Annotated in this window: 26 protein-coding genes; 14 read left to right on the top strand and 12 right to left on the bottom strand. The window is 64.7% G+C overall.

All coding sequences use genetic code 11. The features are described from left to right. Window positions 1-81: 81 nt before the first annotated feature. Entirely contained in the window at window positions 82-2,124 is a 2,043-nt protein-coding gene (gene thrS / locus I6F09_RS05890; RefSeq protein ID WP_225157113.1) for a threonine--tRNA ligase, read from the bottom strand. A gap of 187 nt (window positions 2,125-2,311) precedes the next feature. Between thrS and I6F09_RS05885 the strand changes: the two genes are divergently transcribed. Beyond that, window positions 2,312-3,487, top strand: coding sequence for an MFS transporter (locus I6F09_RS05885; RefSeq protein WP_225187652.1), 1,176 nt, complete (start codon window positions 2,312-2,314; stop codon window positions 3,485-3,487). An 89-nt stretch (window positions 3,488-3,576) separates the two neighbouring features. Beyond that, the gene (locus tag I6F09_RS05880) at window positions 3,577-3,942 is read left to right on the top strand and encodes a hypothetical protein (protein WP_036044032.1); all 366 of its coding nucleotides are present in this window, start codon (window positions 3,577-3,579) and stop codon (window positions 3,940-3,942) included. Window positions 3,943-3,963: 21 nt separating this feature from the next. Here I6F09_RS05880 and I6F09_RS05875 read toward each other — a convergent pair whose 3' ends face one another. Next, entirely contained in the window at window positions 3,964-5,283 is a 1,320-nt protein-coding gene (locus I6F09_RS05875) for an alpha/beta hydrolase (protein WP_225115016.1), read from the bottom strand. Between the two features lie 360 nt (window positions 5,284-5,643). Between I6F09_RS05875 and I6F09_RS05870 the strand changes: the two genes are divergently transcribed. Then, window positions 5,644-7,011, top strand: coding sequence for an amino acid permease (locus I6F09_RS05870; RefSeq protein WP_036044034.1), 1,368 nt, complete (start codon window positions 5,644-5,646; stop codon window positions 7,009-7,011). A gap of 2 nt (window positions 7,012-7,013) precedes the next feature. Continuing rightward, window positions 7,014-8,228: a hypothetical protein gene (locus I6F09_RS05865; protein WP_225139838.1), complete on the top strand. Its 1,215-nt coding sequence runs from the start codon at window positions 7,014-7,016 to the stop codon at window positions 8,226-8,228. On the opposite strand, the gene I6F09_RS05860 is transcribed toward I6F09_RS05865, so the two are convergent. Both I6F09_RS05860 and yidD read right to left on the bottom strand, forming a co-directional pair. Further along, window positions 8,229-8,435 carry a hypothetical protein gene (locus tag I6F09_RS05860; RefSeq protein ID WP_036044035.1) on the bottom strand — a complete coding sequence of 69 codons (207 nt, stop codon included), beginning with the start codon at window positions 8,433-8,435 and terminating at the stop codon, window positions 8,229-8,231. An 89-nt stretch (window positions 8,436-8,524) separates the two neighbouring features. Beyond that, window positions 8,525-8,863, bottom strand: coding sequence for a membrane protein insertion efficiency factor YidD (gene yidD, locus I6F09_RS05855; RefSeq protein WP_225187651.1), 339 nt, complete (start codon window positions 8,861-8,863; stop codon window positions 8,525-8,527). Between the two features lie 255 nt (window positions 8,864-9,118). Between yidD and I6F09_RS05850 the strand changes: the two genes are divergently transcribed. Further along, entirely contained in the window at window positions 9,119-10,015 is an 897-nt protein-coding gene (locus I6F09_RS05850) for a hypothetical protein (RefSeq protein WP_036027720.1), read from the top strand. Window positions 10,016-10,122: 107 nt separating this feature from the next. Here the strand turns inward: I6F09_RS05850 and I6F09_RS05845 are convergent, their stop codons facing one another. Then, window positions 10,123-10,578, bottom strand: a complete 456-nt coding sequence (locus tag I6F09_RS05845; protein ID WP_036044037.1) for an iron-sulfur cluster assembly scaffold protein — start codon at window positions 10,576-10,578, stop codon at window positions 10,123-10,125. 251 nt (window positions 10,579-10,829) lie between these two features. Between I6F09_RS05845 and folE the strand changes: the two genes are divergently transcribed. From folE to I6F09_RS05825, 4 genes are all read left to right on the top strand, one after another. Beyond that, window positions 10,830-11,522 (top strand): GTP cyclohydrolase I FolE, encoded by a 693-nt coding sequence (gene folE / locus I6F09_RS05840; RefSeq protein ID WP_036027718.1) that lies wholly within the window; start codon window positions 10,830-10,832, stop codon window positions 11,520-11,522. 27 nt (window positions 11,523-11,549) lie between these two features. Next, window positions 11,550-11,972, top strand: a complete 423-nt coding sequence (gene hisI, locus I6F09_RS05835) for a phosphoribosyl-AMP cyclohydrolase (protein WP_128264665.1) — start codon at window positions 11,550-11,552, stop codon at window positions 11,970-11,972. Between the two features lie 97 nt (window positions 11,973-12,069). Then, window positions 12,070-13,143, top strand: a complete 1,074-nt coding sequence (locus tag I6F09_RS05830; protein WP_085972297.1) for a transglycosylase SLT domain-containing protein — start codon at window positions 12,070-12,072, stop codon at window positions 13,141-13,143. Between the two features lie 327 nt (window positions 13,144-13,470). Further along, on the top strand, window positions 13,471-14,646 hold the full coding sequence (locus I6F09_RS05825; RefSeq protein ID WP_225187650.1) for a DUF2336 domain-containing protein: 1,176 nt from the start codon (window positions 13,471-13,473) through the stop codon (window positions 14,644-14,646). Window positions 14,647-14,784: 138 nt separating this feature from the next. Here the strand turns inward: I6F09_RS05825 and I6F09_RS05820 are convergent, their stop codons facing one another. The 3 genes from I6F09_RS05820 to I6F09_RS05810 form a co-directional block, all read right to left on the bottom strand. Continuing rightward, window positions 14,785-15,363: an Hpt domain-containing protein gene (locus I6F09_RS05820; RefSeq protein WP_225187649.1), complete on the bottom strand. Its 579-nt coding sequence runs from the start codon at window positions 15,361-15,363 to the stop codon at window positions 14,785-14,787. A gap of 28 nt (window positions 15,364-15,391) precedes the next feature. Next, the gene (locus tag I6F09_RS05815) at window positions 15,392-15,937 is read right to left on the bottom strand and encodes a response regulator (protein ID WP_011088265.1); all 546 of its coding nucleotides are present in this window, start codon (window positions 15,935-15,937) and stop codon (window positions 15,392-15,394) included. Between the two features lie 92 nt (window positions 15,938-16,029). After that, a complete protein-coding gene (locus I6F09_RS05810; protein WP_036010536.1) occupies window positions 16,030-16,809 on the bottom strand; it encodes an NAD kinase in 780 nt (259 codons plus the stop codon). Between the two features lie 253 nt (window positions 16,810-17,062). Here I6F09_RS05810 and I6F09_RS05805 point away from each other — a divergent pair, with 253 nt between their 5' ends. Beyond that, window positions 17,063-18,631, top strand: coding sequence for a peptidase S10 (locus I6F09_RS05805; protein WP_036027728.1), 1,569 nt, complete (start codon window positions 17,063-17,065; stop codon window positions 18,629-18,631). Here the strand turns inward: I6F09_RS05805 and I6F09_RS05800 are convergent. Then, complete coding sequence (locus tag I6F09_RS05800; protein ID WP_225187648.1) at window positions 18,618-20,006, bottom strand: serine hydrolase domain-containing protein; 1,389 nt, start codon at window positions 20,004-20,006, stop codon at window positions 18,618-18,620. The two genes, I6F09_RS05805 and I6F09_RS05800, sit on opposite strands and share 14 nt — an antisense overlap. A gap of 108 nt (window positions 20,007-20,114) precedes the next feature. Next, entirely contained in the window at window positions 20,115-20,657 is a 543-nt protein-coding gene (locus I6F09_RS05795; protein WP_225187647.1) for a tetratricopeptide repeat protein, read from the bottom strand. Between the two features lie 247 nt (window positions 20,658-20,904). On the opposite strand from I6F09_RS05795, the gene I6F09_RS05790 reads away from it, so the two are divergent. From I6F09_RS05790 to I6F09_RS05775, 4 genes are all read left to right on the top strand, one after another. Continuing rightward, window positions 20,905-21,312 carry a hypothetical protein gene (locus tag I6F09_RS05790; protein ID WP_109143320.1) on the top strand — a complete coding sequence of 136 codons (408 nt, stop codon included), beginning with the start codon at window positions 20,905-20,907 and terminating at the stop codon, window positions 21,310-21,312. Window positions 21,313-21,542: 230 nt separating this feature from the next. Further along, window positions 21,543-21,938: a hypothetical protein gene (locus tag I6F09_RS05785; protein WP_036010577.1), complete on the top strand. Its 396-nt coding sequence runs from the start codon at window positions 21,543-21,545 to the stop codon at window positions 21,936-21,938. Window positions 21,939-22,199: 261 nt separating this feature from the next. Next, complete coding sequence (locus I6F09_RS05780) at window positions 22,200-22,904, top strand: outer membrane protein (protein WP_225187646.1); 705 nt, start codon at window positions 22,200-22,202, stop codon at window positions 22,902-22,904. A 298-nt stretch (window positions 22,905-23,202) separates the two neighbouring features. After that, window positions 23,203-23,445 carry a DUF6719 family protein gene (locus I6F09_RS05775; RefSeq protein ID WP_036010549.1) on the top strand — a complete coding sequence of 81 codons (243 nt, stop codon included), beginning with the start codon at window positions 23,203-23,205 and terminating at the stop codon, window positions 23,443-23,445. 27 nt (window positions 23,446-23,472) lie between these two features. On the opposite strand, the gene I6F09_RS05770 is transcribed toward I6F09_RS05775, so the two are convergent. Together I6F09_RS05770 and I6F09_RS05765 are read right to left on the bottom strand one after the other, a co-directional pair. Then, on the bottom strand, window positions 23,473-23,727 hold the full coding sequence (locus I6F09_RS05770; RefSeq protein WP_036010552.1) for a hypothetical protein: 255 nt from the start codon (window positions 23,725-23,727) through the stop codon (window positions 23,473-23,475). A 311-nt stretch (window positions 23,728-24,038) separates the two neighbouring features. Beyond that, window positions 24,039-24,407 (bottom strand): hypothetical protein, encoded by a 369-nt coding sequence (locus tag I6F09_RS05765; protein ID WP_036010583.1) that lies wholly within the window; start codon window positions 24,405-24,407, stop codon window positions 24,039-24,041. Window positions 24,408-24,467: the final 60 nt, after the last annotated feature.

The raw sequence follows: 24,467 nt of genomic DNA, 5'->3' as shown, positions 1-24,467 counted from the left end.
CTTCAAATGGTCGGCGGGCGTGCCATGCCGAGATAAGCATGCACGCCCGCAACCGGAAGCGAATTTAGATCGATTTCAGGATCAAGCGGCGCCGCGCATTCGCTTCACATCCGGCGGCGTCGCCTCGTCGACCAGGGCGGCGATCGCCTCGGCCGTGGTCATCACCTTCTGGCCGTCGCTGCCGAGCCGGCGGACCGAGACGGAGTGCGTCTCGGCCTCTTTCTTGCCGACCACGAGCAGGGCCGGGATCTTGGCCAGCGAGTGCTCACGGACCTTGTAGTTGATCTTTTCGTTGCGCAGGTCGATCTCGACCCGAAGCCCGGCGCGCCGCGCCTGCTCCAGCACCACCTTGGCGTATTCGTCGCCTTCCGAGGTGATCGTGGTGACAACCGCCTGCACCGGCGAGAGCCAGAGCGGGAAGTTGCCGGCATAGTGCTCGATCAGGATGCCGATATAGCGCTCCATCGAGCCGCAGATCGCGCGGTGCACCATCACCGGCGGTTTCTTGCCGCCGTCATGGTCGATGTAGAAGGCGCCGAACCGCTCCGGCAGGTTGAAGTCGACCTGCGTGGTGCCGCACTGCCAGTCGCGACCGATGGCATCGCGCAGAACGTATTCGAACTTAGGCCCGTAGAACGCGCCTTCGCCCGGATTGATCTCGGTCTTGATGTGATTGTTCTGCGACTGGATCTCGCGCAGCACCGTCGCCATCACGCGCTCGGCGTGATCCCACATCGCATCGGTGCCGACGCGTTTCTCCGGCCGGGTCGAGAGCTTCACCGTGAGGTCGCCGGTGAAGCCGAAATCGGCATAGGTCGACAGGATCAGATCGTTGATCTTCAGGCACTCCTCGGCGAGCTGATCCTCGGTGCAGAAGATGTGCGCGTCGTCCTGGGTGAAGCCGCGCACGCGCATCAAGCCGTGCATGGCGCCGGAGGGCTCGTAGCGGTGCACCACGCCGAACTCGGCGAGGCGCAAGGGCAGGTCGCGGTAGCTCTTCAGGCCGTGCTTGAAGATCTGGACGTGACCGGGGCAGTTCATCGGCTTGAGCGCGAACCAGCGCTTGTCCTCGGCCTCGTCGCCGGCCGATTGCGCCGCGAACATGTTCTCGCGATACCAGCCCCAATGGCCCGAGGTCTCCCACAGCACCTTGTCGAGGATCTGCGGCGCGTTGACCTCGTTGTAGTCGCCGGAGAGGCGCCGGCGCATATAGGCGATCAGCTGCTGGAAGATGGTCCAGCCTTTCGGATGCCAGAACACGACGCCCGGACCTTCCTCCTGGAAGTGGAAGAGGTCGAGCTCGCGCCCGAGCTTGCGATGGTCGCGCTTCTCGGCTTCCTCGATCTGCTTCAGGTAAGCGTCGAGGTCCTCCTGCTTGGCGAAGGCCGTGCCGTAGATGCGGGTCAGCATCGGGTTGTTGCTGTCGCCGCGCCAATAAGCGCCGGCCACCTTCATCAGCTTGAAGGCGCCTCCGACCTTGCCGGTCGAGGTCATGTGCGGACCGCGGCACAGGTCGAACCAGTCGCCCTGGTAGTAGATCTTGATCGGCTCGGTGCCGGGAATGGCGTCGACCAGCTCGACCTTGAAGGCCTCGCCCTTGTCGCGGAACACCTGCTTGGTCTTTTCGCGGTCCCAGACTTCCTTGGTGAAAGGCTTGTCGCGCGCGATGATCTCGCGCATCTTCTTCTCGATCGCGGCAAAGTCTTCCGGCGTGAACGGCTCGTTGCGGAAGAAGTCGTAATAGAAGCCGTTCTCGATCACGGGGCCGATCGTGACCTGGGTTCCCGGCCACAGCGTCTGCACCGCTTCCGCCAGCACGTGTGCGCAGTCGTGCCGGATCAATTCGAGCGCGCGCGGGTCGTCGCGATTGACGAGCTCGATTCCAGCGTCGGCCTCGATCGGATCGTTGAGATCGGCAAGCGTGCCGTCGAGCGCCATGGCGACCGTGCGCTTGGCCAGCGACGGCGAGATGCCCTTGGCGATATCGAGGCCGGTGATGCCCTTGTCGAACTGGCGCTTGGCGCCGTCGGGGAAGGTGAGGGTGACTTTGGCGGCGGGGGTCACGGGCTTCAAATTGGAGAGGCTGTACTGGAAGCCGGACTCGGATTTGGGCTGGTCGGACATTGCTTTTCTCCTGGGGCTCACTCCTGCGAACGAGCGCAGGTAAGCGGGAACGAGCGATATATCAGGCGATTCGGCCTGCGCAATCCGGCATTTCCAAGAAAGTGGCGCGCAAAACCCGGGGCGGAGCCAGCAACTATTTCACGTTGTACCCTTTAACCGGTCGCAGGCCGCCGCTACATGCGTTTGCATGAAAAGCGCCCCAGCCGCCGGCCGTTTCGCGCCAACCGCCCTGATGCTCGGCAATCTCGTGACCGGCTGCTCGGTCTTGGCACCGGCGGGCATGCTGCCGGAATTGTCGGCGGGGCTCGGGATCAGCATCCACGCGGCCGGGCTCCTGATCACCTTCGGCGCGGTGACGCTGTGCGTCGGCTCGCCGCTGACGGCGTGGCTGACCAGCCGTATCGAACGGCGGATCCTGCTCGCCACGACGCTGGCGGTGCTCGCACTCGGCAATCTCGCCTCCGCGTTTGCGCCCGATTACACCAGCCTGCTGATCATTCGGCTCGCGATGCTCGCAGTCGGCTCGCTCTATACGCCGCAGGCGGCCGGCACGGCTGCGCTGATCGTACCGGCGGAACGGCGCGGCAGCACCATTGCGTACCTCTTCCTCGGCTGGTCGCTCGCAGCCGCCGTCGGCCTGCCGCTCATCACCTTTATCGCCAGCCGCTACGGCTGGCGCGCGGCCTATGGCGGGGTCGGCGCGCTCGGCTGCGTCAGCTTGCTGCTGTTGCTGCTGCGTCTGCCGGCGGGCCTGCAGGGCGCACCGGTCGATCTGAAGACATGGGCCGCCGTCGGCCGAAGCAGGACGATCCTGCTGCTGCTCGCGATCACGATGCTGCAAATGTCGGGGCAGTTCGTCGTATTCACCTATATGGGCCCGCTGCTCAACAAGCTCACTGGCGCCGGTCCCGATGCGATCGGCTTGGTCTTCGCGCTGTACGGGATCTGCGGCTTCCTTGGCGTCGTCGTCGCCACCCGCATCGTCGACACTGCGGGGCCCTATCGCACCTCGTTGCTGTTCACCTGCCTGCTGCTTGCCGGGATGAGCGGGTGGGCCCTCGGCGCCGGCTCGCTCGTCATGATGGCGGGCGCGGTGACGATCTGGGGCCTTGGCTTCGCCTCGACCAACTCGATGCAGCAGGTGCGGCTGGTCGCGGCTGCGCCGCCGCTGGCGTCGGCCACCGTCGCCCTCAACACATCCGTCCTCTATATCGGCCAGGCGGTCGGCTCCGCGGTCGGCGGCTTGCTGTTCGCCCGCGAGCTCCTGCACGCGCTCGGCTTCGTCGCGGTCGGTTTCGTCGTGCTGGCACTGATCCTGGTGGTCGTGACCCGGCCCCGGCGGGCGGCTGCCGCCACCGCCTGAACGCAGCAGGTCGTGCGCGCAAGGCGCTTGGCAAACCTCGCGCGGGAGCGGTAGAAGGCCGGCGTGGGGATCAAAGAGAGTTGACTGAGATGAGGATGATTCTGGCGGTTGCCGCGGTGCTCTATTCAGCCTCCGCATTTGCGCAGACCGAGAAGCCACCCATGGTGGGTGACAAGCCGCTGGTGCAGGTCAAGCCGAAAGGCGCCAAGGAGGCTGTCGCTGCTCCAAAGGGCAAGCCGCAATCGATCGCGGTCCGCCTCCAGGCCTGCCTCGACATCGACGACGGCACCAAGGATCGCCTCAATTGCTACGACGCCGTGATCCCGCCGGCGCCGAAGCCGAAGCCGGCCAAGGCCAAGGGCTATGCCGACTGCCGCTTCTTCAAGGAAGAGGACGAGCGGCTGGCCTGCTTCAACGGCTTTGCCGAGAGCATTCCGAAGCTGCCCAGGAACTGATATTGGGAACTGATATCCCGGCTAGGGATTTGTGGAGGCGACGCGCGTCAGCGCGAGCGACGGCGTCGCCGCCATCTTCACCAGCACGTCCTTGAGCGGATCGCGCGTCCAAGCGCGCGTGACGTAGTCGCGATGGGTGATGCCCTCGCCGGTCTCCACGAACACCACACTGCCGGGTCGTAGCGGCCCGTCCATGTCCTCGGCGACGCTGATGCCCTTCTGGCGGAGCATGCTCATCAGCTCCCGGTCCCGCCGCGCGGTGTGGCGGGTGTAGGCGCTGACGAAGAAGCCGGAACGGTGGCTCTCGATCCAGGACGCGAATTTGTCCATCTCGCCATAGACGGCATCGAGCAGCACCACGCCGCGCACGCGGTCGCTGATGCCGCCGACCTCGAGGCTCCAGGCCGTCGGCAGGAAGCCGCCGCTATAGCCGACGATCACGATCGGCATGTTGGCGAAGGCGCGCGCGCTGTTGGGATCGCCGGTGAGGCGCGCAAGATGGTCGGCCGATTCCGCCATGAAGCGCTTGAAGCCGCCCGGCTGCCAGAATTTTCCGGCGCTGGAATCGGCGGCGTCGACCGCCATCTGCGGCGCGAGCAGGATCGCATTGGCGCCGGAATCGGTGACCTGTTTCGGCACCATCTGCCGGTCGCGGACGTCGCGCTCGAGCGTTGCGCCATTGCCGTGGAAGAACACCACGATCACGCCCGGCTTGCGCAGGTCGAAATGCTCGGGCACGTGCACCAGCACGCGGCTGTCGCTGTAGGTCTCATCCTGCCAGTAGACGCGGCCGGAATAGCTGCGGTGGCCGCGGCGGTCGCCCTTGGAGATGTTGAGGAAGGGCGCGTCGGAGGCGGGGTTGTTGCCGAAATAGGGAAAGGCCGACGACTTCATGCTGACGAGTGTCGTCAGATCCTCGCGGGCGGGGCGCTTGTACGGCACTTGCGGCTCGAGCGAGGCCACCTTGTAGGACGCCTGCTCCGGCTGAGACTGCACGGCGCGCTTGGGCGAGAAGTCCGACATCTGCCGCTGCAGGAAGCTCTCACTCGCCGAGGGAAAGCGCTCCCTAAACTGCGGGGCAGGGAAGCGGTCCTCGAACGTGTCGCCGCTTGCCAGGCGCGCGTTCGAGCTCTGCGAATTGGTCTTGGCGACCACCTGGACATTCGCCTGGGAGTTCGCCGCCAGCGCCGCCGGATCCGGCGCCTTGCCGCATTGAACCAGCGTCAGCGACAACGGCACCATGACTGAGATTAGAGCGGCCCGGAGCGCACGATCATGCCGACCGGACATTGTCCGATCGGCACGATCATCAGCTCTCAGTTTAGGAGCGGCCCCGGCCATCCACCCATGACCCCAAAGTCACGACCCAAGTCTTACGTCCCAGGTCACACGTCCAAGTCACACGTCCATCGGCAAACTTGAAACAATTGAGCCGACTGGCGTTTAGGCGACGTTAAGCGTCCGGAGAAACTTCCCCACATCCGGAACGCTCGAAAGGACCATGCAATCGTGTCTTGATTGTGGGGGAGCGGAACGGACAATCCCGGGTGCATCCAGAGACATCGTCCAAAGAAGCGCCTAGGGGGTGGTCAGGTACCTACCTCCGTTGCCTCATTTAACCCTTGTTAACCCTGCTTGAATTGACTGGGCCAAAGTGCACCATGGGCCCATTAGGCGAAGCGCCTGAGATCAAGGACCCCGATGACGGCATCAGATGCGGGTACCCCGCCCTGGACGGACCGGCTGACCGGGAGGGGGGCCGGGGTCTCCGTTCCGGTCGCCACCGCCATCGTCGTGGCCGACATGATCGGGGTCGGCGTCTTCACCAGCCTCGGCTTCCAGGTCAAGGACATCCCGTCCGGCTTCTCGATCCTGCTGCTCTGGACGGTCGGCGGCGTCGTCGCGCTGTGCGGTGTGTTCGCGTACAGCGAGTTGGGCGCGATGTTTCCGCGCTCGAGCGGCGAGTACAATTTCCTCGGCCGCGCCTATCACCCGGCCTTCGGCTTCCTCGCCGGCTGGGTGTCGGCCACGGTCGGCTTCGCGGCGCCGGTCGCGCTCGCCGCGATGGCGTTCGGGGAATATGCCAAGTCGGTCGTACCCGATCTGCCGGCGATTCCGCTCGCCATCGGCGTGGTGTGGCTGGTTTCGCTGGTGCAACTGACCGGCGTCAGGCACTCATCCACGTTCCAGTTGATCTCGACCGTCCTCAAGGTCGTGCTGATCGTCGCCTTCCTGGTCGCCGGCTTCGTCATCGCCGTGCCGCAGCCGATCAGCTTCACGCCGCAGCCCGGCGATATCGCCCATATCGTCAGCGCGCCGTTCGCCATCGGGCTCGTCTTCGTGATGTATTCGTTCTCGGGCTGGAATGCCGCCACCTACATCATCGGCGAGATGAAGACGCCGCAGCGGAACCTGCCGCGTGCGCTGCTCGCGGGCACGCTGATCGTGCTCGTGCTGTATGTCGCGCTGAACGCGGTATTTCTCCATTCGACGCCGGTCAGCGCGCTCGCCGGCCAGCTCGACGTCGCCAGTGTCGCCGGCACCGCCATCTTCGGCAGTCTCGGCGGTCGGATCGTCGGCGCCATGATTTGCTTCGGTCTGATCTCTTCGATCAGTGCGATGATGTGGATCGGCCCGCGCGTGATGATGACGATGGGAGAGGACATTCCCGCCTTGCGCGTTTTCTCCAAGCGGTCGGTGAGCGGCGCGCCGGCCTATGCCATCCTGTTCCAACTGGCCATCGCCAATCTTCTGCTGTTCACGCGCAGCTTCGAGGCGGTGCTCGATTTCATCCAGTTCGCGCTGTTGTTCTGCTCGTTCTTCACGGTCGCAGGCGTCATCAAGCTGCGTATCACCGATCCCGATCTGCCGCGGCCCTATCGCGCCTGGGGATACCCGTTCACGCCGCTCGTGTTTCTGCTCGTGACCGCGTTCATGATGTACTACCTTCTGACGGAGCGGCCGCTTCAGTCGCTGTCGGGAATGCTCGTCATGCTCTCCGGCCTTTTGATTTACGCTGTTTTCCGCAGGCGGCCCGTCGTCGCTGCCGCATCACCGCATCGCGAATAGACATGCTCCGCCCCCTGAGAATTGCGGCCGTTGCTTTCGTCCTCCTGGCTGCGGCCGTCTCGTCCGCGCGTGCCGCAGACGTCACCTTCGATGACACGGCGCGCTTCCTTGCGGGCATGCAGCCTTCGGCGGACTCGCCGCTGGTGCCGCTCACCAGGGACCCGGCCTGGCAGCGTCACGCCAAATTCTTCGACGGCGCCTTCGCTCAGCTCGAGCAGCGTCAGCTCTCGAAGATCCGCAGCTGGGCCGACCTCAATCTGGCCGCGCCCCGACCGACCATGTTCTATTTGTTCAGCGGCCCCGATTTCCTCTACGCCAACACCTTCTATCCCAAAGCCAGCACCTACGTGCTCGGCGCGCTGGAGCCGGTCGGTGCGGTGCCCGATTTGACGCGGCTGCCGCGTGGTTCGGTCGGCGCTGCGCTCTACAACGTCGAACGCTCGCTCGGCTCGATCCTGAGCTTCTCGTTCTTCATCACCAAGCAGATGAAGGTCGACCTGAGCGCCAACCAGGTCAACGGCACCTTGCCGATCCTCTATGTCTTCCTCGCCCGCTCCGGCAAGACCATCCGCAACGTCGAGATGATCGCGCTCGACGACAAGGGCGGGCTACATGTCGGCGGCGACAATCCCGGACGGAACGCGACGCGCGGCGTCCGCATCAGCTTTGCCGGCAGCGACGGGGAAGCGCGTACGCTGTATTATTTCGCAACCGACCTCTCCAATTCCGGCGCACGTGCCGCGGGCTTCCTGAAATTCTGCGAGACGCTCGGGCCCGGCAACAGCCTGCTCAAGAGTGCGTCCTACTTGTTGCACTCCGGCAATTTCACCGTCGCACGCGACTGGTTGCTCGCCAACAGCGCCACCATCATCCAGGACGATTCCGGCATTCCGCTTGCGAACTACAATGCGCGGCAATGGCGGTTCTTCCCGTTCGGCCGCTATCTCGGCCCCATCGACGAATTCCCCGGCCGCTACCAGGAGCGCTACGCCGAGCTGTTCACGCGCGCCCAGCCAATCGATTTCGGCGTCGGCTATCGCTGGCGCATGCGTGAATCGAATTTGCTGCTGGCGGTGAAGGTGCCGGGCAGCGAGACCGCACCGGCTGCAGAGACCACTTCGGCCGCCGAGCCGGCGCCAAAGCCGCCGCGCCCGAAGCGGCTACGACCGCCGGAGTCGATCCCTCCGTCACAGGGACGGTTCTACTGGTTCCGGTGACTACCAATGCACGCTCTGGCTCGGCACGATGAACGTCGTCGTGCTCGGCTGTGTTGCAAGGCTCCTCTCAAGATACCAGCCTGAGCCGAGGACGAGCGCAAGCAAAGCGATGATGGCGAGCAGGTCGATGGTTCTTGGATCGTGTGCCCTGTGATCGAGATTCGGACCGGGCTTGACGTGAAAATGCGGGCTGATTTTCCAGCGCATTGTTGTTTCCTCCCGTGGGGAGCATCAAGACAACGCGGGCGGAAAGTCTAAGGTTCCGGTCAGGGCGGCGCTGTTCAGAGCACCGCAGGTCAGGACGCGTTAACTCCGCGCCAGCGGCCATAGCGCCAGGGGAGATACCAGCGTGCCCCTTTGGGCACCGTGAGAGGCACGTTGTCGATGCCGGACGTGCCGAAGGGATGGCAACGGAGCAGGCGCGCGAGCGTCATCCAGCCGCCGGCCCACAGCCCGAACCGTTCGATTGCCTCATCGCCATAGACGGAGCAGGTCGGCAGGTGCCGGCAATTGTAACCGACCAGAGGTGACAGCGTGTGGCGATACAGCCAGATCAGTGCACGGCCGAATCTGCGCGGCAGCCGGAGCACACCATCGACGGAACTGGAAAAATGCTCGCAAGCTGAATGCTTCATGTGCGTTGTGCTGCGATGTTGAGCGAAGCTTTGCCCGGTTCCGGTGCAGGGAACCATAAGTTGTTGTTTCCACGCCATATTTTGCGTGTTTTTTGGGAGCAGTGCAGCAAGTATCTGTGGACGATCTGTATTCGCCCGGATACCATTTTTATGACGGTCGTGTGTAGAAACATACGCCTGTATGATGGACTCAGGTAGCGCCACCGGGGATTGTTTGGGGACCTTGGGGCTTTGGGGCTTGGGGAAGGAACCAGATTGAGACTTCTGAACTCCCTTAAACTTCGCGGCTGGTTGCTGGTGGGAACCGCCGTCTGCGGAGTCGCGCTGGCTGGCGCTGTCGCAACATTCGGATCGTCGGCCCGCGCCGGCGCTGCCCTCGAAGAGCGCAAGCTGCCGATGAAGTTCAGCTGGGTCGCCTGCGAGCCGAACTGCCGCGGCTGGATCAGCGCGGTAGGCATCATCACCGCCGATACGCCCAAAGAATTCGAAGAGTTTTCGCGCGGCCGCCAGCTCGGCGGCGCCACCGTAGTGCTCGATTCCAGCGGCGGCTCCGTCAATGACGCGATCACGCTCGGCCGGCGCTTCCGCAATCTCGGGCTTTTGACCACGGTCGGCGTGAGCCTCCGCGGCGGGCCGTCGACACGGCCGGCCGTCGCGCCGGAAGCGTATTGCGAATCCATGTGCGCCTTCCTGCTGCTGGCCGGCAAGAAGCGTTACGTGCCGGAAGCCGCTCATGTCCGGGTTCACCAGATCTGGATGGGCGACCGCGCCGATGATGCCAAGGCGGCGAGCTATAGCGCGCAGGACCTGATGATCGTGGAGCGCGACATCGGGCGCCTCGCCAAATACACCTTCGATATGGGTGGCGCCGGGGATCTGTTGTCGCTTGCGCTCAGCGTCCCGCCTTGGGAGGACCTGCACGAGCTCGATGCCGGCGAGCTCAAGCTCACCAATCTGGTTACGACCGATCTCGTGGCTGACGTGCTCCCGCACGTGGATATCTCGGCGCCGGCAATGGCGGAGCTTGCACCGAAGACGCAGGCGAGGTTCGGCGCGGAACCGGAGCAGGCTTCCAAGTCGACCAAGACGGCGGAAGCCCTGGTGCCGACCGGTAGTGTTGCCACACCGGCTGCTGCGGCGGCGCCGAAGTAAGCTCTTAGATCTCGGCAGTCATTCGCGGGGCGCGCGTCAGCGCGAACCTTGGTGAGCAAGTGCGCACCTGGGGTGCGCAAGTACGCCCCGGAATGACGGAGAGGGGGTCAGCCTTGCGCTGCGGCCGGTTGCTTGGTTCTGGCCTCGATCTGGCCGATGGCATCAACCACGGCATCGAAGGTGAGAAGCGTCGAGGCATGGCGCGCCTTGTAGTCGCGGACCGGCTCAAGGAACTTGATCTCCTCCCATTTGCCTTGAGGAGGCGCACCATTCTCCTTCAGCATCTTGCGAACCGTTTCGCGTAACTCACGGAGTTCGCTCGCAGTCGAGCCGACCACGTGACTTGCCATGATGGATGAAGAGGCCTGGCCCAAAGCGCAGGCCTTCACGTCATGGGCGAAGTCGGTGACGGTATCCCCGTTCATCTTGAGATCGACCTTCACGGTCGAGCCGCACAGCTTGGAATGGGCGGTGGCGGAGGCATCGGGGTCCGCCAACCGTCCGAGCCGCGGAATATTCCCGGCCAGCTCGATGATCCGCTTGTTGTAAATGTCGTTCAGCATGTGATGGAGTCCAACGCGTCACACCCGCTTCCAAGCCGGATCGGCCTTGGCGGGCGCCGCCCACGGTCCTATATAGGGGCGGAACTGGTGGAAAAACAGTCCAGCGGAGCGGTGGCGGCGATCCAGATCTGCGCTGCCGGCTTGTGACCTTGGGACTTTTGCACCGAAACTGTTCTGTTCAGGCGTCCGGCGGCTTGGCCGCCCCGTCTGCCGGTGACACTCCGGCCGTTAGGCCGTCGAACGGAGAAGATATGGACGCTGCAATCAAATCCATCCGCCCGGGCAAGCCCTCCGACCGGCAGCCCGAAAACCGCCCGGCCGAGCTTGATCCTGCCGAATTCCTCGCGGCCGCCGTCCGCGCCGACCAGCCGCGTCCCGCGCGCGCCGAGGCGGAAGCGGCGGTGAAGACGCTGCTCGCCTATATCGGCGAGAACACCGAGCGCGAGGGCCTGCTCGACACGCCGCGCCGCGTCGTCGAGGCTTTCGACGAGCTCTATCAGGGCTATCACCAGTGCCCGGCCGAGGTCCTCGACCGCACCTTCGGCGAGACGGCGGGCTATGACGATTTCGTGCTGGTTCGCGACATCGAGTTCACCTCGCAATGCGAGCATCACATGATGCCGTTCTACGGCAAGGCGCACATCGCCTATACGCCGGTGGAGCGCGTCGTCGGCCTGTCCAAGCTGGCCCGCTTGACCGACATCTTCGCCCGCCGGCTCCAGACCCAGGAGCACCTGACCGCGCAGATCGCCGCCGCGATCGACGAGGTCCTCAAGCCTCGCGGCGTTGCCGTGCTGATCGAGGCCGAGCATACCTGCATGTCGGTGCGCGGCGTCGCCAAGCATGGCGCCTCTACTTTCACCAGCCGCTTCACCGGCATGTTCCGCGACAATCCGGCGGAGCAGGCCCGTTTCCTGTCCCTGGTGCGAGGCACGACGCGCTGACCTCGCGACAAACCGGCGAGAGTTGCTGTGTCCGCTCATTCCCATGAGATCGAGGAGGGCCTCGCCTTCCTGCCCAGATTTGATGCCGCTGGCCTCGTGACGGTCGTCGCCACCGACGTCGCCACCGGCGACGTGCTGATGGTCGCGCACATGAACGAGGAGGCGCTGCGCAAGACCATTGCGACCGGCGAAGCCTGGTATTTCAGCCGCTCGCGCAATGCCTTGTGGCGAAAAGGTGAGACGTCGGGTCAGACCCAGCGCGTGGTCGAGATGCGCACCGATTGCGATCAGGATGCGGTCTGGATCCGCATCGAGCAGATCGGCGCGGCCTGCCATACCGGCCGGCGGTCGTGCTTCTACCGCAAGGTCGAGGCCGAGGGCGGGGGAGCGAGATTGGTCTTCACTGAGGCGGACCGGCTGTTCGATCCGAACGACGTTTACAGGAAGTAGCAGCCTGTCATTCCGGGTTCGCGCTGTCGCATGCCCCGGAATGACGCCGGAGCGTCAGTTAACCCCGCCTTAACCATACCTGTCCCACGGTGAGACGATGGGCGCCGAATTGCCGGCGTCGCTCAGCGCCGCGCGGGGCGGGCCCTCCACCATGTCGATCGACAGTTTCAGTGCCACGCAGACGGCCGGCCTTGATCCGTCGCGCGCGCGTGTCGCCGGTGCGATCAAGCAGGCCTCGAACGTCACAGGCGTCAGCTTCCAGTACATGCTGACCACGGCCAAGATGGAATCGGACTTCAATCCGACGGCCACCGCCACCACCTCATCCGCGCAGGGACTCTACCAGTTCATCGACCAGACCTGGCTCGGCACGGTGAAGGAAGCGGGTGCCCAGCTCGGCTATGGCAGCTACGCCGACGCCATCACCAGGACGTCATCGGGGACCTACACCGTCGACGATCCCGTCAAGAAGCGGTCGATCATGAAGCTGCGCGACGATCCCGAAGCCGCTTCCGCCATGGCCGCGGCGCTGACGCAGTCGAACAGCTTCAAGCTCACCGGCCTGCTCGGGCGCAGGCCGAGCGACAGCGAACTCTACATGGCCCATTTCATGGGCGTCCGCGGCGCGGCGAAATTGATCGCCAATGCCGAGGACAATCCGCAAGCCGTCGGCGCGCGGCTGTTTCCCAACGCGGCGGCCGCCAACCGCCCGATCTTCTACGCCAAGGACGGCCGCGCCCGCAGCGTCTCCGAGGTCTATTCGGTCCTGGACAGCCGCTATGCCAGCGCGGCCAATTCAAAGGTAACCCGCAGCGCGATGGCGATGTATGGCGCCACGCCTTCGACCACGCAGGTCGCGAGTGCCAATGCAGTGGTGCCCACTGCGCCTGTCGTGGACAACGCCGCCTATCTCCAGACCTTCCCGAATGCCCGCACAGTGACGCCCGTCAGCGCGACGTCGTCGACACATGTCGCGGACAATCCGACGGGCACGCCGGTGTTTCGTTCGATCTATCAACCCGGCGATGCCACGCAGCCGGTCTCGACCACGGTGCAGAAACTATGGGGCAACAATGCCTCGCTCACCTCGGTCGCAGCGGCGACGCCGGACGTGCGGCCGCCGCAACCGCTCGATCTCTTCAGTGATCGCAGCGGCACGTTCTCGAGCTAGCTTCGCTCTTGCTCCGGACGCCGCGTTACGTCCGTGCACAAGATCGAGACTGTGTGCGCAGCTGCGTCAACACCGTCATTGCGAGCGCAGCGAAGCAATCCAGAATCTCTCCGCGGATACAGTCCTGGATTGCTTCGCTGCGCTCGCAATGACGGAGGATCAGCGAGAGCTCGTCGCGTGTGCCGCGCGTGGCGGCTTTGTTCCCTTAACAAATCATCAACAAAACCAGCCAGTTATGGTGAACGCTTTGTTAAGCGTCGTGGTTTATTTTGTGTTGCAGGTGACGAGCGTCATCGTTTTTCGTTTGTTGTGTAAGCCGGAAGCAGCATGATTGTTCGGCAGTTCATTCATTGGATCAGGACGGCGCCCGCAGGCGAGCGGGCCGAGGCAACACGGGCGCTTGCCCGGGCCTGGCTGATCTCGGACCTTTCTGCAGACGATCGCATCGCCGCCGAAGGCGCGCTTCTGATGCTGCTCGATGATGCCTCGCCGCTGGTCCGGCAGGCGATGGCCGAAGCCTTTGCCCGCAGCCTCGACGCGCCGGCCGCAATCGTGCGGGCGCTGTCGGCCGATCAGCCGACGGTAGCGCTGCCGGTGCTCGAACATTCCCCGCTCTTGATCGACGCCGATCTCGTCGACATCGTCGCGACCGGCGGCGAGGAGGTGCAATGCGCAGTCGCCCGCCGCATCGCATTGCCGGTGTCGGTGTGCGCCGCGATCGCCGAAGTCGGCTGCGCGGCTGCCGCGCTGGAGTTGATCGAGAATCCCCATGCCGAGCTCGCCCCGTTCTCCTGGGACCGGATCGTCGAGCGTCACGGTCATCTCGCCGCGATCCGCGAGGCGATGCTGGTGCTGGAGGATCTGCCGGCCGCAACGCGTGCTGCGCTGGTGGCAAAGCTCTCCGAGACGCTGGCGCAATTCGTCGTGGCGCGGAACTGGCTGAGCGCCGAGCGCGCGGACCGCATCACCATCGAGGCGCGCGATCGCTCCACCATGAACATCGCGGCGCGATCGCGCGGCGATGACATGCAGGGCCTGGTCCGGCATTTGCGCATCACCGGCCAGCTGACCGCGGGCCTGATCCTGCGCGCACTACTGTCCGGCAATCTGGGCTTGTTCGATGCGGCACTCGCCGAGCTCGCCGATCTGCCGCTCGCGCGCGTCTCGGCGCTGCTGCACGAGCGCGGCGGCAACAGCGTGCACGCGCTGCTCCGTCGCGCCGGGCTTCCGGAGGCGACATTTGCGGCGTTCCAGGTCGCGCTCGATGCCTGCCACGAGCAGGGCTTCGTCGATAGCGACGACGGCGCGGTGCGGCTGCGCCGGCGCATGGTCGAACGCGTGCTCACCCATTGCGAATCCGATCGCGGCGCCACCGAGCCGCTCATGGTCCTGCTGCGCCGCTTCGCCACCGAGTCCGCGCGCGAAGAGGCACGGCTGTTCTGCGACGAGATTGTCGCGGATGATGTGGTCGATCCGCTCTATGACGATCTGATTGCGGCGTAGTTCGAAGCTCGCGACAAGGCGGGCCGGAAGAGACAGGCTCCGTCATTGCGAGCGCAGCGAGGCAATCCAGAATCCCTCCGCGGGGACAGTCTGGATTGCTTCGCTGCGCTCGCAATGACGAGAGGAGAGAGTGAAGCCTTATTCCCCCGGCGCGATGCTCGGCGCCAGGATCACCTCGAGATGCTCGGGGCGGTCGCGGTTGACGTGGGCAAGATAATCGTCGGCGACCTTGCGCAGGCGGCGGCTGAGCTCGGCCGAGACGCTGATCCTGTCCAGCCTGGTGTTCTCGTGTACGATGGCGAGAATGGCGTTGATGTGGTGCGTGAACAGCTCGGCCGGCACCTTTTCCAGGTCGGGCGCGTGCTCGATGACGCGGCACAGGCTTTCGGCGATGGCTGCGGCTGAAGGAAAGCCGAATGTCGCCGCATCCCCCTTGATGTCATGCGCGGCGTGAAACAGCTCGTCGCGTAGTTTCTTCATGAAGCCGTCGTTCTGCACGGCCGTCCAGGCGGCGGACAGTCGCTGGGCCTCGATCGCCATCCAGTCCTTGAACTCGCCGGAGAGGCTCGCGAGCGCCTGCTCGGCGCGGACGACCGGGTCGTCGAGGTCTTTTTCTTCGACGCGGCGCAGGACCTTGCGCAGCGGATTGGGCTGCGTGATGACTTGGTGCGTGGCGAAGGCCTTGACCTCGATGTCCTTTGCGCTGTTCTTCGCCATGATGCCTGCCTCGTCTGAAGCGGTTGCGCTAGATGGTGGAGCGGGCCTTGTCGAGCAGCGAGGGCTGCTGCAGCACCTCGTGCTTTTCGCCGACGCGGCGCTCCGGGCCCATATAGGCGGAGTTGGTGTTGCGGCGCCGGTCGGGGCCGAAATAGGTCTTGGTCTTGATGAAGGGGCGGGGATTGGCGACGACGTTGAGGATGCGCTGATAGAGCCCCTTGGCCGAGATAGGCTTGGCCAGAAACTCGGTGACGCCGGCATCGCGCGCGACCGTGACGCGACGTTTCTCCGAATGTCCGGTCAGCATGATGATCGGTGCATAGGGATTGCCCTTGGATTCCGGCTGCCGGATCATCTGCGCGAGCTCGAGCCCGTCGAAGATCGGCATGGCCCAGTCGGTGATGACGATGTCGGGCACGTAATGGCTGTACATTTCGAGCGCCGTGGCGCCGTCCTCGGCCTCATAGACCTCGCGCGCGCCGAACGAATGCAGCAGCGTCCGCAGGATGCGGCGCATGTGCGGATTGTCGTCGCAGACGAGGAAGCGCAGCTTGTTGAAGTCGATACGGAACATGACGCCCGGGCCAAAAGCGGGTCAACCTTCGTTAACCATATCGTGCCGGGAGTTAACGAAGGGTTGCGGCCAGGGGTGGGGCGGCAGGACGCTCAGTAGCCGAACTGCTCCCGCAGGATACGCTCTTCCAGGCTGTGGCCAGGGTCGAACAGCATCCGCATCGAGATGCTCTTGTCCGAAAGCACTTCGACGCGCCGGACCCTGCGCACCTCCTCGTGGTCGGCGACCGCTGCGACGGGGCGCTTGTCGTCTTCCAGCACCTCGATCACGACATAGGCGGTATTGGGCAGGAGGGCGCCGCGCCAGCGCCGCGGCCGGAAGGCGCTGATTGGCGTCAGCGCCAGCAGGGCGGCGTTGATTGGGAGGATGGGTCCTTGGGCGGAGAGGTTATAGGCCGTCGAGCCTGCCGGCGTCGCGACGATAATGCCATCGGCGATCAGCTCCGGCATGCGTTCGCGCTCGTCGATAAGTATCCGCAAGCGCGCCGCCTGGGAGGTCTGGCGGAATAAGTAGACCTCGTTGATCGCGTGGTGCAGGTGAACGCGGTCGTTGACGTCGGTCGCGCGCATCAGGAGCGGATTGATCTCGGATTCATGCGCCGTCTCGAGCCGTTGGCGCAGATCATGCGTCGAGTACTCGTTCATCAGGAAGCCGACCGTGCCGCGGTGCATGCCGTAGATCGGCTTTCCCGTACGCATATGGTGGTGCAGCGTCTGCAGCATCAGCCCATCGCCGCCGAGTGCGACGACCACGTCGGCCTCATCGGGATCGCAATTGCCATAGTCCCTGGTCAGCTGGCCAAAGGCGGCTTGCGCCTCGTTGCTCGGGCTGGCGACGAAGGCGATCCGGTCGTATCGCGCAGGCTTGGTCATGGCTTCTCGGCAGGGCCGCTGGGTCGAGGAAGGTTCCGCCGGGCTCGTCTATACGAGGTAGGCCCGTATTGTCGAGGATGACCGCCCACCAAAGCTAATGGGGACGGTCCAACCGGACTTAAGCACAGAACCGGGCAATTTGAACCCGGCCGGCCGCTTCAGGGCCCGCACCGCCAACGATTCCCCAAACCGTCGTAATTTGGCGCTACCTTTCTGACTCCCCGGCGGTCACGGCCGGACACGGAGGATGATCATGGTCACGACTTTGCCGGCGCTCCGCCGCGCGGGCCTGGTGTTGGCGGTGTCGGCTTTCGCGTTCGCCGGCCTTGCACACGCAGATGATGCGCCGCAGCCGCGCTCCGAGGCGGCCGCGCCGGCCGGACAGAAGGGTGGGCGCGGCGGTGCCGCGCAAGGCGCGCCGCAGACGTCGTCGTCCGCGGCCGAGCCGCACCGTCTGCCGCCGGATTCGACCACGAAGCAGACGCTCGATCTGCCCGGCCGGACCCTCAACTTCACGGCCACCGCCGGGTCGATCCGCGTGTTCGATGGCAAAGGCGAGCCGTTGGCCGACATCGCCTATACGTCCTACCAGCTCGACGGTGCCGAGCGCGCCACGCGTCCGGTGACGTTCCTGTTCAACGGCGGGCCCGGTGCGTCCTCGGCCTGGCTTCAGTTCGGCGCGGCCGGGCCGTGGCGCTTGCCGCTCGATGGTGAGGCCCTGTCGCCGTCGGCCTCGCCCGAGGTGAAGCCGAACGCGGAGACCTGGCTTGATTTCACCGATCTCGTCTTCATCGACCCCGTCAGCACCGGCTACAGCCGCTTCGTGGCGAGCGGCGAGGATGCCCGCAAATCGTTCTACTCCGTCGACGGCGACGCCAACTCGATCGCGCTCGTGATCCGACGCTGGCTCGAAAAGCACGAGCGGCTGACTTCGCCGAAATACGTCGCCGGCGAAAGCTATGGCGGCATTCGCGGCCCCAAGGTCTTGCGCCAGTTGCAGCTCCAGCACGGCGTCGGCGTCAGGGGCTTGATCCTGGTCTCGCCGCTCTTGGATTTCCGCGAGTTCACCGGCACGAGCCTCCTGCAATATGTCGCGACGCTGCCGAGCTACGTGGCAGTGGCGCGCGAAGCGAAACGTCCGGTCAAGCGCGCCGACCTCGCCGACGTCGAAGCTTACGCGCGCGGCGAATTCCTGACCGACCTCGTCAAAGGCGAGGCGGACAAGGAGGCAACCACGCGTCTGGCCGACAAGGTCGCCGAACTCACCGGCATCGACCAGGCGGTGAGCCGCCGCCTCGCCGGCCGCTTCGACGTCGGTGAATTCCGCCGCGAATTCGACCGCAAGAACGGCAAGGTGACCGGACGCTACGATGCCTCGGTGCGCGGCTTCGATCCCTATCCGGACTCGAGCAGCTCGCGCTTCGGCGATCCCTCCGGCGATGCGCTCCAGGCACCGCTGACGAGCGCCGCGGTCGACGTGCTCTCGCGCAAGCTCAACTGGCGGCCCGGCGGCTCATATGAAGTCCTGAACGGTGCTGTCGAAGGGCAATGGGATTTCGGCCGCGGCATCAACCCGCCGCAATCGGTCTCCGAGCTGCGCCAGATCCTCGCCACCGATGCGAAGCTGAACGTGCTGGTCACGCACGGCCTGTTCGATCTCGCCACGCCCTATTTCGCAACGAGGCGGGTGCTCGACCAGTTGCCGGCCTTCGTGACGCAGCGCGTGAAGTTCGTGGTCTATCCCGGCGGCCACATGTTCTATTCGCGCGACGGATCGCGGCAGGCGTTCCGAAGCGAGGTCGAGGCGCTCATTCGGGAGTAGGCCGGCGCTTGCGCGGCGGATACCGGCGCGCGATCTCGCGTGCGACGACTTTTTTTGGCTTCACGTTCGCGCCGGCAATCCAGATGTCGCTGACCTTGCCGCGCTTGTCACGGACCCGGCGCACCGGCTCGCCGTGGCTGGAATAGCCGGCAGCCCAGGCGAGCTTGCCGGTGTCGCGGCCGGTCACTTCGATTTCGGCGGCATCCATGAACGGGTTGTTGAACTGCGGGTTGGCGACGAGCACGCGGTCGCCGGCGGGGACGAGATCGGTCGCGCCCCAGATCGTCCACCAGCGCCCGGTCCAGTCGCGAAGGCGCCGGTCGGGTGCGCCGCGGGTCTGGAAGACGCGCAGGATCTGCATCGCGCCGTCCATCCAGAACGGCGCCGCGCCGTCGATCGAGTTGCTGAGGATGCTGATTGCGAGCTCGCAAGCGGGAATGGAGCAGGTCCGCGAGATATAGCCCTGGAAACCGCCGCCATGGCCGAACCAGTCCCAGCCGTCGGTCTTGCCGGCATTGACTCCCAAGCCGTAATAGGCCTCGACGCTCTGCGGGATGCGCCAATGATTTCGCGTCATCTCACGGCGGCTCGCGACCGACAGCACGCTCTTCTTCGCGTTGGGCGCCAGCTGCGCGAAGAAGCGTGCGGTGTCGGCGGAGGTGGCGACGAAGCCTGCGGCAGATGCCATTGCATGTGCGGGATTGTCGCCGGGGATCACGCAGCGCTCGCCAAACGGCACTCTTCGCGTGTGGCCGCGCGCGAAGGCTGCGCCCTTGGGAAGCGGTGCGTCCGGTTCGGTCTCGCGCAGGCCGGCCGGCGCAATGATCTCGCGCTTGATCCAGACGGAGTAGGGCTCCTTCGCAACAGCCTCGATCAAGAGGCCGAGCAGGCCAAAGCCGTGATTGGAATATTTGAAGCGTGTGCCGGAGTCGATCGCGGTCGGCAGCTTCAATTCTGCAAGCAGCTCCTTGGCATCGAGATAGGGGCGGCTGTCGATGAACTGGCCGGAATCGGCGCCGTCGCGCGTCAGCCCCGCGCTGTGCGACAGCACTTGCGCGATCGTGGTCTCGGCGACGCGCCGATCGAGGCCGCCGACATATCGGCCGACATGGTCGTCGAGCCGGAGCTTGCCCTGCTCGCGCAGCTTCATGATGCCGGCCGAGGTGAAGCTCTTGGAGTGCGAGGCGATGCGGAAGCGATGGCGCGGGGTGAGCTTCTCGCCGGTGTCGAGATTGGCGAGGCCGAACGCATGCTCGGCGACGACCTCGCCGCGATGAGCGAAAGCCACGATGACGCCCGGCTGCTGGATCGTCGTCAGCTGGTATTCGATCCAGGAGCCGATGTAGTCGATCGCGGATCGCAGCCACGTATCCATTGCGCTACCGGTTTGCGAGGGAGGTCGGTGCGAAAGCTAGCCGAGAAAGCAGAACGGGCACAACCTGAAAGGTTGTGCCCGTTCGCGTCGTTCGAAGATGCGATGCCTTCAGTAGACGAGCGTCGCGCCGGTCGGCTTGTCGAGCGCTTCGGCCAGCGAGCGATATTCCGAGCTGCCGGTGCCGGCGAGCGAGGCGATCTTGTCGAGGTGGTATTGCGCCTGCTCGCGGTTGCCCTGCTCGAGCTGCCAGAGGCCGTAATATTGCCAGGTGCGGACGTGATTCGGATCGTCCTTCAGCGCCAGCTCATAATAGACCTTCGAAGACTGGTAGTCGCCGAGCTTGCGATAGGAGTAGCCGATCAGGTTGGCGACGTCGGCGACGTCGTTGCGCTTGAGCGACTTCAGCTGGTCGATCGCGCCCCTGTAATCGTGCTTGTCGTAGATCGCGGCGTAGGCGGTGCGGTAGGCCGCGAGGAATTTGGGGTCGCTGACGGAAGAGCTCTTCTTCTTGCCCTTCTTGGTCGAGGTGTCCGATTTCGGCGGCGACGAAGGGTCGTCGCCGGCGGCGGCATACGCGCTGGACAGCACCGGCGCGGCCGCCAGTGTCATAGCGACGAGTCCCGGCACAACGAGCATTGAGAGTTTGCGCATCTAAGTTCTCCGGTATGGAACGTGGCGATCCTACACGATTGCCCGAAGACCGGAACACCTCTCGGGCAAAAACATTCCCGCGTCGCACGATCTATTCGCCCGGCCGTGGATGACAAACGTGTCATCGAGATGAACGGAAGCCTGCAAGGGGCTTCAGATTGGGTTCAGTGCACCCCGCTTATGTTCCTTCCCACGATCGATGGGTCGAGAGGGCGCCGCCTGATGATCCTTCCAAGAGGAGACCACCATGTTGAAGACCATTTCTGCAGCCTTGCTCGCAACCTCCGTGATCGCAGCCCCGGCGTTCGCCGCCGAGGCCGGCAAGACCACCACAGCCGCGCCGGTGATCAAGGCCGACCAGAGCCAGACCAAGGCGGCGACCACTGCCGCAAAACCGGAAGCCGGCGTCAAGGCCGACGCCAAGACCGACGCCAAGACGGACGTGAAGACGACGGACGCGAAGGCTTCCGATGTCAAGACGGACGCCAAGGTGGATGGCAAGTCGAAGGCAATGGACGCCAATGCCGCGGTCACCACCGACCAGCACAAGAGCGTGAGCAAGCATCGCCATCACGACAAGCAGGTCACGGCCAAGGAGTCGCAGAAGGCGCAGCCGGATGTGACCAAGCCCGCGACGTCTGACAAGCGCAACTGACGACTGATCGCGCGCGGCGGCATCCCTGGCATTGCCCGCCGCCGCGCGCGGACGTCAGGCCCGGCCCGTTGCCACGCCTCGGGCGGAAGCCCGAGATGTCGGCGGCTGGCCGGTGCGCTGTTTGCGCCGCTGCAAGCGAATTCCCTTCATCCCGGCTTGGGGCTAGAACGTCTCCTGATCTGTTCGAGCGGAGAGCGGGGCCTGTGGGGCGATTGGCGAGATGTGCGGTGATCCTGGCGTTGCCGCTGGCGCTTGCGGCATGTTTCGGCAGCGACAGTGACCGTCCGACTTTCATGGGCGGGACCCAGGCCGGCGGGCCGCAGCCGTTTCCCGACAATTTCCGGAACGACACGGTGGCGTTGATGCGGGCCTACCTCAACAATCCGGTCGGCGTGCGCAATGCCGCCATGGCCGAGCCGGTGCAGCGCGAGGTCGGCGGCCGGCAGTTCTATGTGAGCTGCCTGCACTTCACCCCGCGCGAGACGGATGGGAGCTACAAGGGCATGCGCGAGCGGGCCGTGATCTTCGTCAACGGCCGGGCGGACCGCGTGGTCGACCAGACCAGCGATCTCTGCGCCGGTGCGGTTTACGCACCGTTTCCGGAACTGGAAAAGATGACGCGGTAGCGCAAAGGCAGCCTTTATCGCCCGGTGTTAGACAGAAGGAGCCGGAGCCGCTGGATCACATTTCGGCGAGCTTTGAACGGGGTGGTTTCGTCTTGCGACAAATCGTGGCGGCGGCCTTGCGCAGCCGAATTGACGGAACAAATTCGTGTTGTTGCCACGCCGTCACAGTCACGAACGATCAACGTTCCGGCATTGCCGCGAAGCAACCCAATTCACGCCACGTTGTTTCCCGAGTGTCGTAATGAAAGAACGGGGATGATCATGAAGTCGATCTTGCTGGGTGCAGCAGCTCTGCTGGTGCTGGTTGCGCCGGCCGTAGCGGCCGACATGCAGCCGCGCGCCTATACCAAGGCTCCGGTCACGCCGCCGCAGGTGATCTATAACTGGACCGGTTTCTATATCGGTGGCCATCTCGGCGGCGCGTTTGCTGGCGACAACAGCTTCCAGTCGAGCGACGCGCGTTTCCTGGGCGGCGTGCAGGGCGGCTTCGACTACCAGTTCGCGCCCAACTGGGTGGTGGGTATCGAGGCCCAGTATTCCTGGCTGCCGACCAACAACAATGGCGCCATCTTCCCGCTGGGCACGCAGGTGACATCCAGCACCGACCAGATCGGGTCGGTGACCGGTCGCATCGGTTACACTTGGGGACCGACGCTGCTTTACGCCAAGGGCGGTTATGCCTGGCGGAATAACGGCCTTGGCGTGAACATCGCCGGGGTGCCGCAGGCCTTCACCACCACCGGCAACAACAAGGACGGCTATACGGTCGGCGCCGGCCTCGAATACATGTTCGCGCCGAACTGGTCGGCCAAGGCCGAGTATCAATATTACAATTTCGGCAGCACGACCTTCACCTCCGGCCCGGCTGACATCGTCGGCGTTCGTGGCCGGGAGGACGAGCATACCGTCAAGGCCGGGGTGAACTATCGCTTCGGCTGGGGCGGCCCGGCCGCCTCGCGGTACTGACGGTCAGCGCCGACCCAAGATCTGAAGATCCAAGACCTGAAGATCCAAGACCTGAACCTCCAAGACCTGACAAAGGCCGGCTCCGCCGGCCTTTCGTTTGCCGGCCTGCCGCCTCCGGCGCCTGCTTTCTTTGCATTCCGTGAACCATTTGGCGCGTCATTTGCTTGCAAACGATGCTGGCGCGCCTTCTCACGCGCGTCATGGGGCTGGCGTAAAGCAAAAATAATTTTTGCGGTTTACGGAACTCGCGCTCCGGAACGCGTTATATGACAATTACCGGGCAGGTGGGACGACGGACATGCGTATCTTGGTGTCGGCAGTGGTGCTCTCGTTCTTCGGCTGCCTGCCGTGCTCTGCACAGACAATCCTCAGATCCGAGCCTCTGATGTTGGCACCGTACGAAGTTGCCTTCGTCAAGGACGCTTCATGTCCGTCGGGCAAGGTCATGAAGGTCACCGGCGCCATCCGCGGGCTGCACCGCCGCAAGGCCTGCGTAACGATGCCGGGCGAGCAAGCCTCGCTTGTGGCGGCCACCCCCTGAGCTTTCGCTCCGGCTCCGTGCCGGAGCTCAGGAATTCAGCTCGAGCTCCATTCTGGACTGCCGATCGGCCTCCGCCTTGTTCTTGGCGGGGTCCTCGCCTTGAGCCGCCTGGCACGGCTCGATCTTGTAATCATTGTCGAGCACCCGGCGCGGTCCCGGCCGCTCGTCGTCCGCCGTCACGTCCACGACGAGACCACTCCGCTCGGCGAGCTTCCAGACGTCGGCCTCGCTCGGATAGGACTTGCTGATTTGGGCGTCATTGCAGAAGAGGGCGTAGGGCATGCATCCCGACTCCAGGAATGCCCGTTAACGAGCTTACGGGGGGAGGGTTCCGGCCACCCGCCCGATCACGCGCCCGTGATCGTCGTGGACGGCCCTTGAGTCCTTAACGAGTCCTGAATCCCGGAAAAAAGAATCCTGGGACTCTTCGGCCGGAATCAGCGGATGTTTTCGGCCATGACGAGCGACCTGAACACATCCTGCGGGCACATGCTCCTGCCGCTCACGCTGGCGCTGTTCGGCGCCTGCGCGGCCAATCTCTGGCTGGTCTGGTCGTGGTTGTAGGGTCCTGGCTGTAGGGCCCTGGCCGGGCCTTATTCGGCCGGCGGACCTGAGGCGTCGCGGATGGCTGCACGCAATTTGGTCAGGGTCGCCGCACAATATTCCTCACGTTCGCGCTCGAAGCGCTCCTGGTGCTTGCGGAAATTGGCGATGCGGGCCTGCATCTCGGCACGGAATTCGCCGCTCGTCCGCGTCGGCAGAGGCGCGGGCCGCGGCGGAAAGGGGGCTTGCGGCGGTTCGATCTCGACGGTGACCGCCTCCACGGTGACGATCTCCATCGCGACGGCCGGGCCAGATGCGGGCGCCTCCGGCTGAAGGACGTCATCCTTCCTGCCGGTCACCGATTGGACGAAAGCCAGCGTCTGCGCGATCAGTGCGTCGCGCTCCCTGATCCATTTCATGATCCACCTCAGCCGCGCGTATTCCAGCAAAGCGGCTGCTTCGAATCAAGGCTGTTTGCA

The organism is Bradyrhizobium sp. IC3195 (assembly GCF_020193585.1).
GTDB classification, from domain to species: Bacteria; Pseudomonadota; Alphaproteobacteria; order Rhizobiales; family Xanthobacteraceae; genus Bradyrhizobium; species Bradyrhizobium yuanmingense.
Note: the sequence above shows the minus strand (reverse complement) of the source record. Positions and strands in the feature narration are given on the sequence as shown.

Excerpts from the sequence above, each read along its gene's own strand:
- thrS (WP_225157113.1), bottom strand. The coding sequence starts at position 2,124 with ATGTCCGACCAGCCCAAATCCGAGTCCGGCTTCCAGTACAGCCTCTCC.
- I6F09_RS05885 (WP_225187652.1), top strand. The coding sequence starts at position 2,312 with ATGAAAAGCGCCCCAGCCGCCGGCCGTTTCGCGCCAACCGCCCTGATG.
- I6F09_RS05880 (WP_036044032.1), top strand. The coding sequence starts at position 3,577 with ATGAGGATGATTCTGGCGGTTGCCGCGGTGCTCTATTCAGCCTCCGCA.
- I6F09_RS05875 (WP_225115016.1), bottom strand. The coding sequence starts at position 5,283 with ATGGCCGGGGCCGCTCCTAAACTGAGAGCTGATGATCGTGCCGATCGG.
- I6F09_RS05870 (WP_036044034.1), top strand. The coding sequence starts at position 5,644 with ATGACGGCATCAGATGCGGGTACCCCGCCCTGGACGGACCGGCTGACC.
- I6F09_RS05865 (WP_225139838.1), top strand. The coding sequence starts at position 7,014 with ATGCTCCGCCCCCTGAGAATTGCGGCCGTTGCTTTCGTCCTCCTGGCT.
- I6F09_RS05860 (WP_036044035.1), bottom strand. The coding sequence starts at position 8,435 with ATGCGCTGGAAAATCAGCCCGCATTTTCACGTCAAGCCCGGTCCGAAT.
- yidD (WP_225187651.1), bottom strand. The coding sequence starts at position 8,863 with ATGAAGCATTCAGCTTGCGAGCATTTTTCCAGTTCCGTCGATGGTGTG.
- I6F09_RS05845 (WP_036044037.1), bottom strand. The coding sequence starts at position 10,578 with ATGCTGAACGACATTTACAACAAGCGGATCATCGAGCTGGCCGGGAAT.
- folE (WP_036027718.1), top strand. The coding sequence starts at position 10,830 with ATGGACGCTGCAATCAAATCCATCCGCCCGGGCAAGCCCTCCGACCGG.
- I6F09_RS05830 (WP_085972297.1), top strand. The coding sequence starts at position 12,070 with ATGGGCGCCGAATTGCCGGCGTCGCTCAGCGCCGCGCGGGGCGGGCCC.
- I6F09_RS05825 (WP_225187650.1), top strand. The coding sequence starts at position 13,471 with ATGATTGTTCGGCAGTTCATTCATTGGATCAGGACGGCGCCCGCAGGC.
- I6F09_RS05820 (WP_225187649.1), bottom strand. The coding sequence starts at position 15,363 with ATGGCGAAGAACAGCGCAAAGGACATCGAGGTCAAGGCCTTCGCCACG.
- I6F09_RS05815 (WP_011088265.1), bottom strand. The coding sequence starts at position 15,937 with ATGTTCCGTATCGACTTCAACAAGCTGCGCTTCCTCGTCTGCGACGAC.
- I6F09_RS05810 (WP_036010536.1), bottom strand. The coding sequence starts at position 16,809 with ATGACCAAGCCTGCGCGATACGACCGGATCGCCTTCGTCGCCAGCCCG.
- I6F09_RS05805 (WP_036027728.1), top strand. The coding sequence starts at position 17,063 with ATGGTCACGACTTTGCCGGCGCTCCGCCGCGCGGGCCTGGTGTTGGCG.
- I6F09_RS05800 (WP_225187648.1), bottom strand. The coding sequence starts at position 20,006 with ATGGATACGTGGCTGCGATCCGCGATCGACTACATCGGCTCCTGGATC.
- I6F09_RS05795 (WP_225187647.1), bottom strand. The coding sequence starts at position 20,657 with ATGCGCAAACTCTCAATGCTCGTTGTGCCGGGACTCGTCGCTATGACA.
- I6F09_RS05790 (WP_109143320.1), top strand. The coding sequence starts at position 20,905 with ATGTTGAAGACCATTTCTGCAGCCTTGCTCGCAACCTCCGTGATCGCA.
- I6F09_RS05780 (WP_225187646.1), top strand. The coding sequence starts at position 22,200 with ATGAAGTCGATCTTGCTGGGTGCAGCAGCTCTGCTGGTGCTGGTTGCG.
- I6F09_RS05775 (WP_036010549.1), top strand. The coding sequence starts at position 23,203 with ATGCGTATCTTGGTGTCGGCAGTGGTGCTCTCGTTCTTCGGCTGCCTG.
- I6F09_RS05770 (WP_036010552.1), bottom strand. The coding sequence starts at position 23,727 with ATGCCCTACGCCCTCTTCTGCAATGACGCCCAAATCAGCAAGTCCTAT.
- I6F09_RS05765 (WP_036010583.1), bottom strand. The coding sequence starts at position 24,407 with ATGAAATGGATCAGGGAGCGCGACGCACTGATCGCGCAGACGCTGGCT.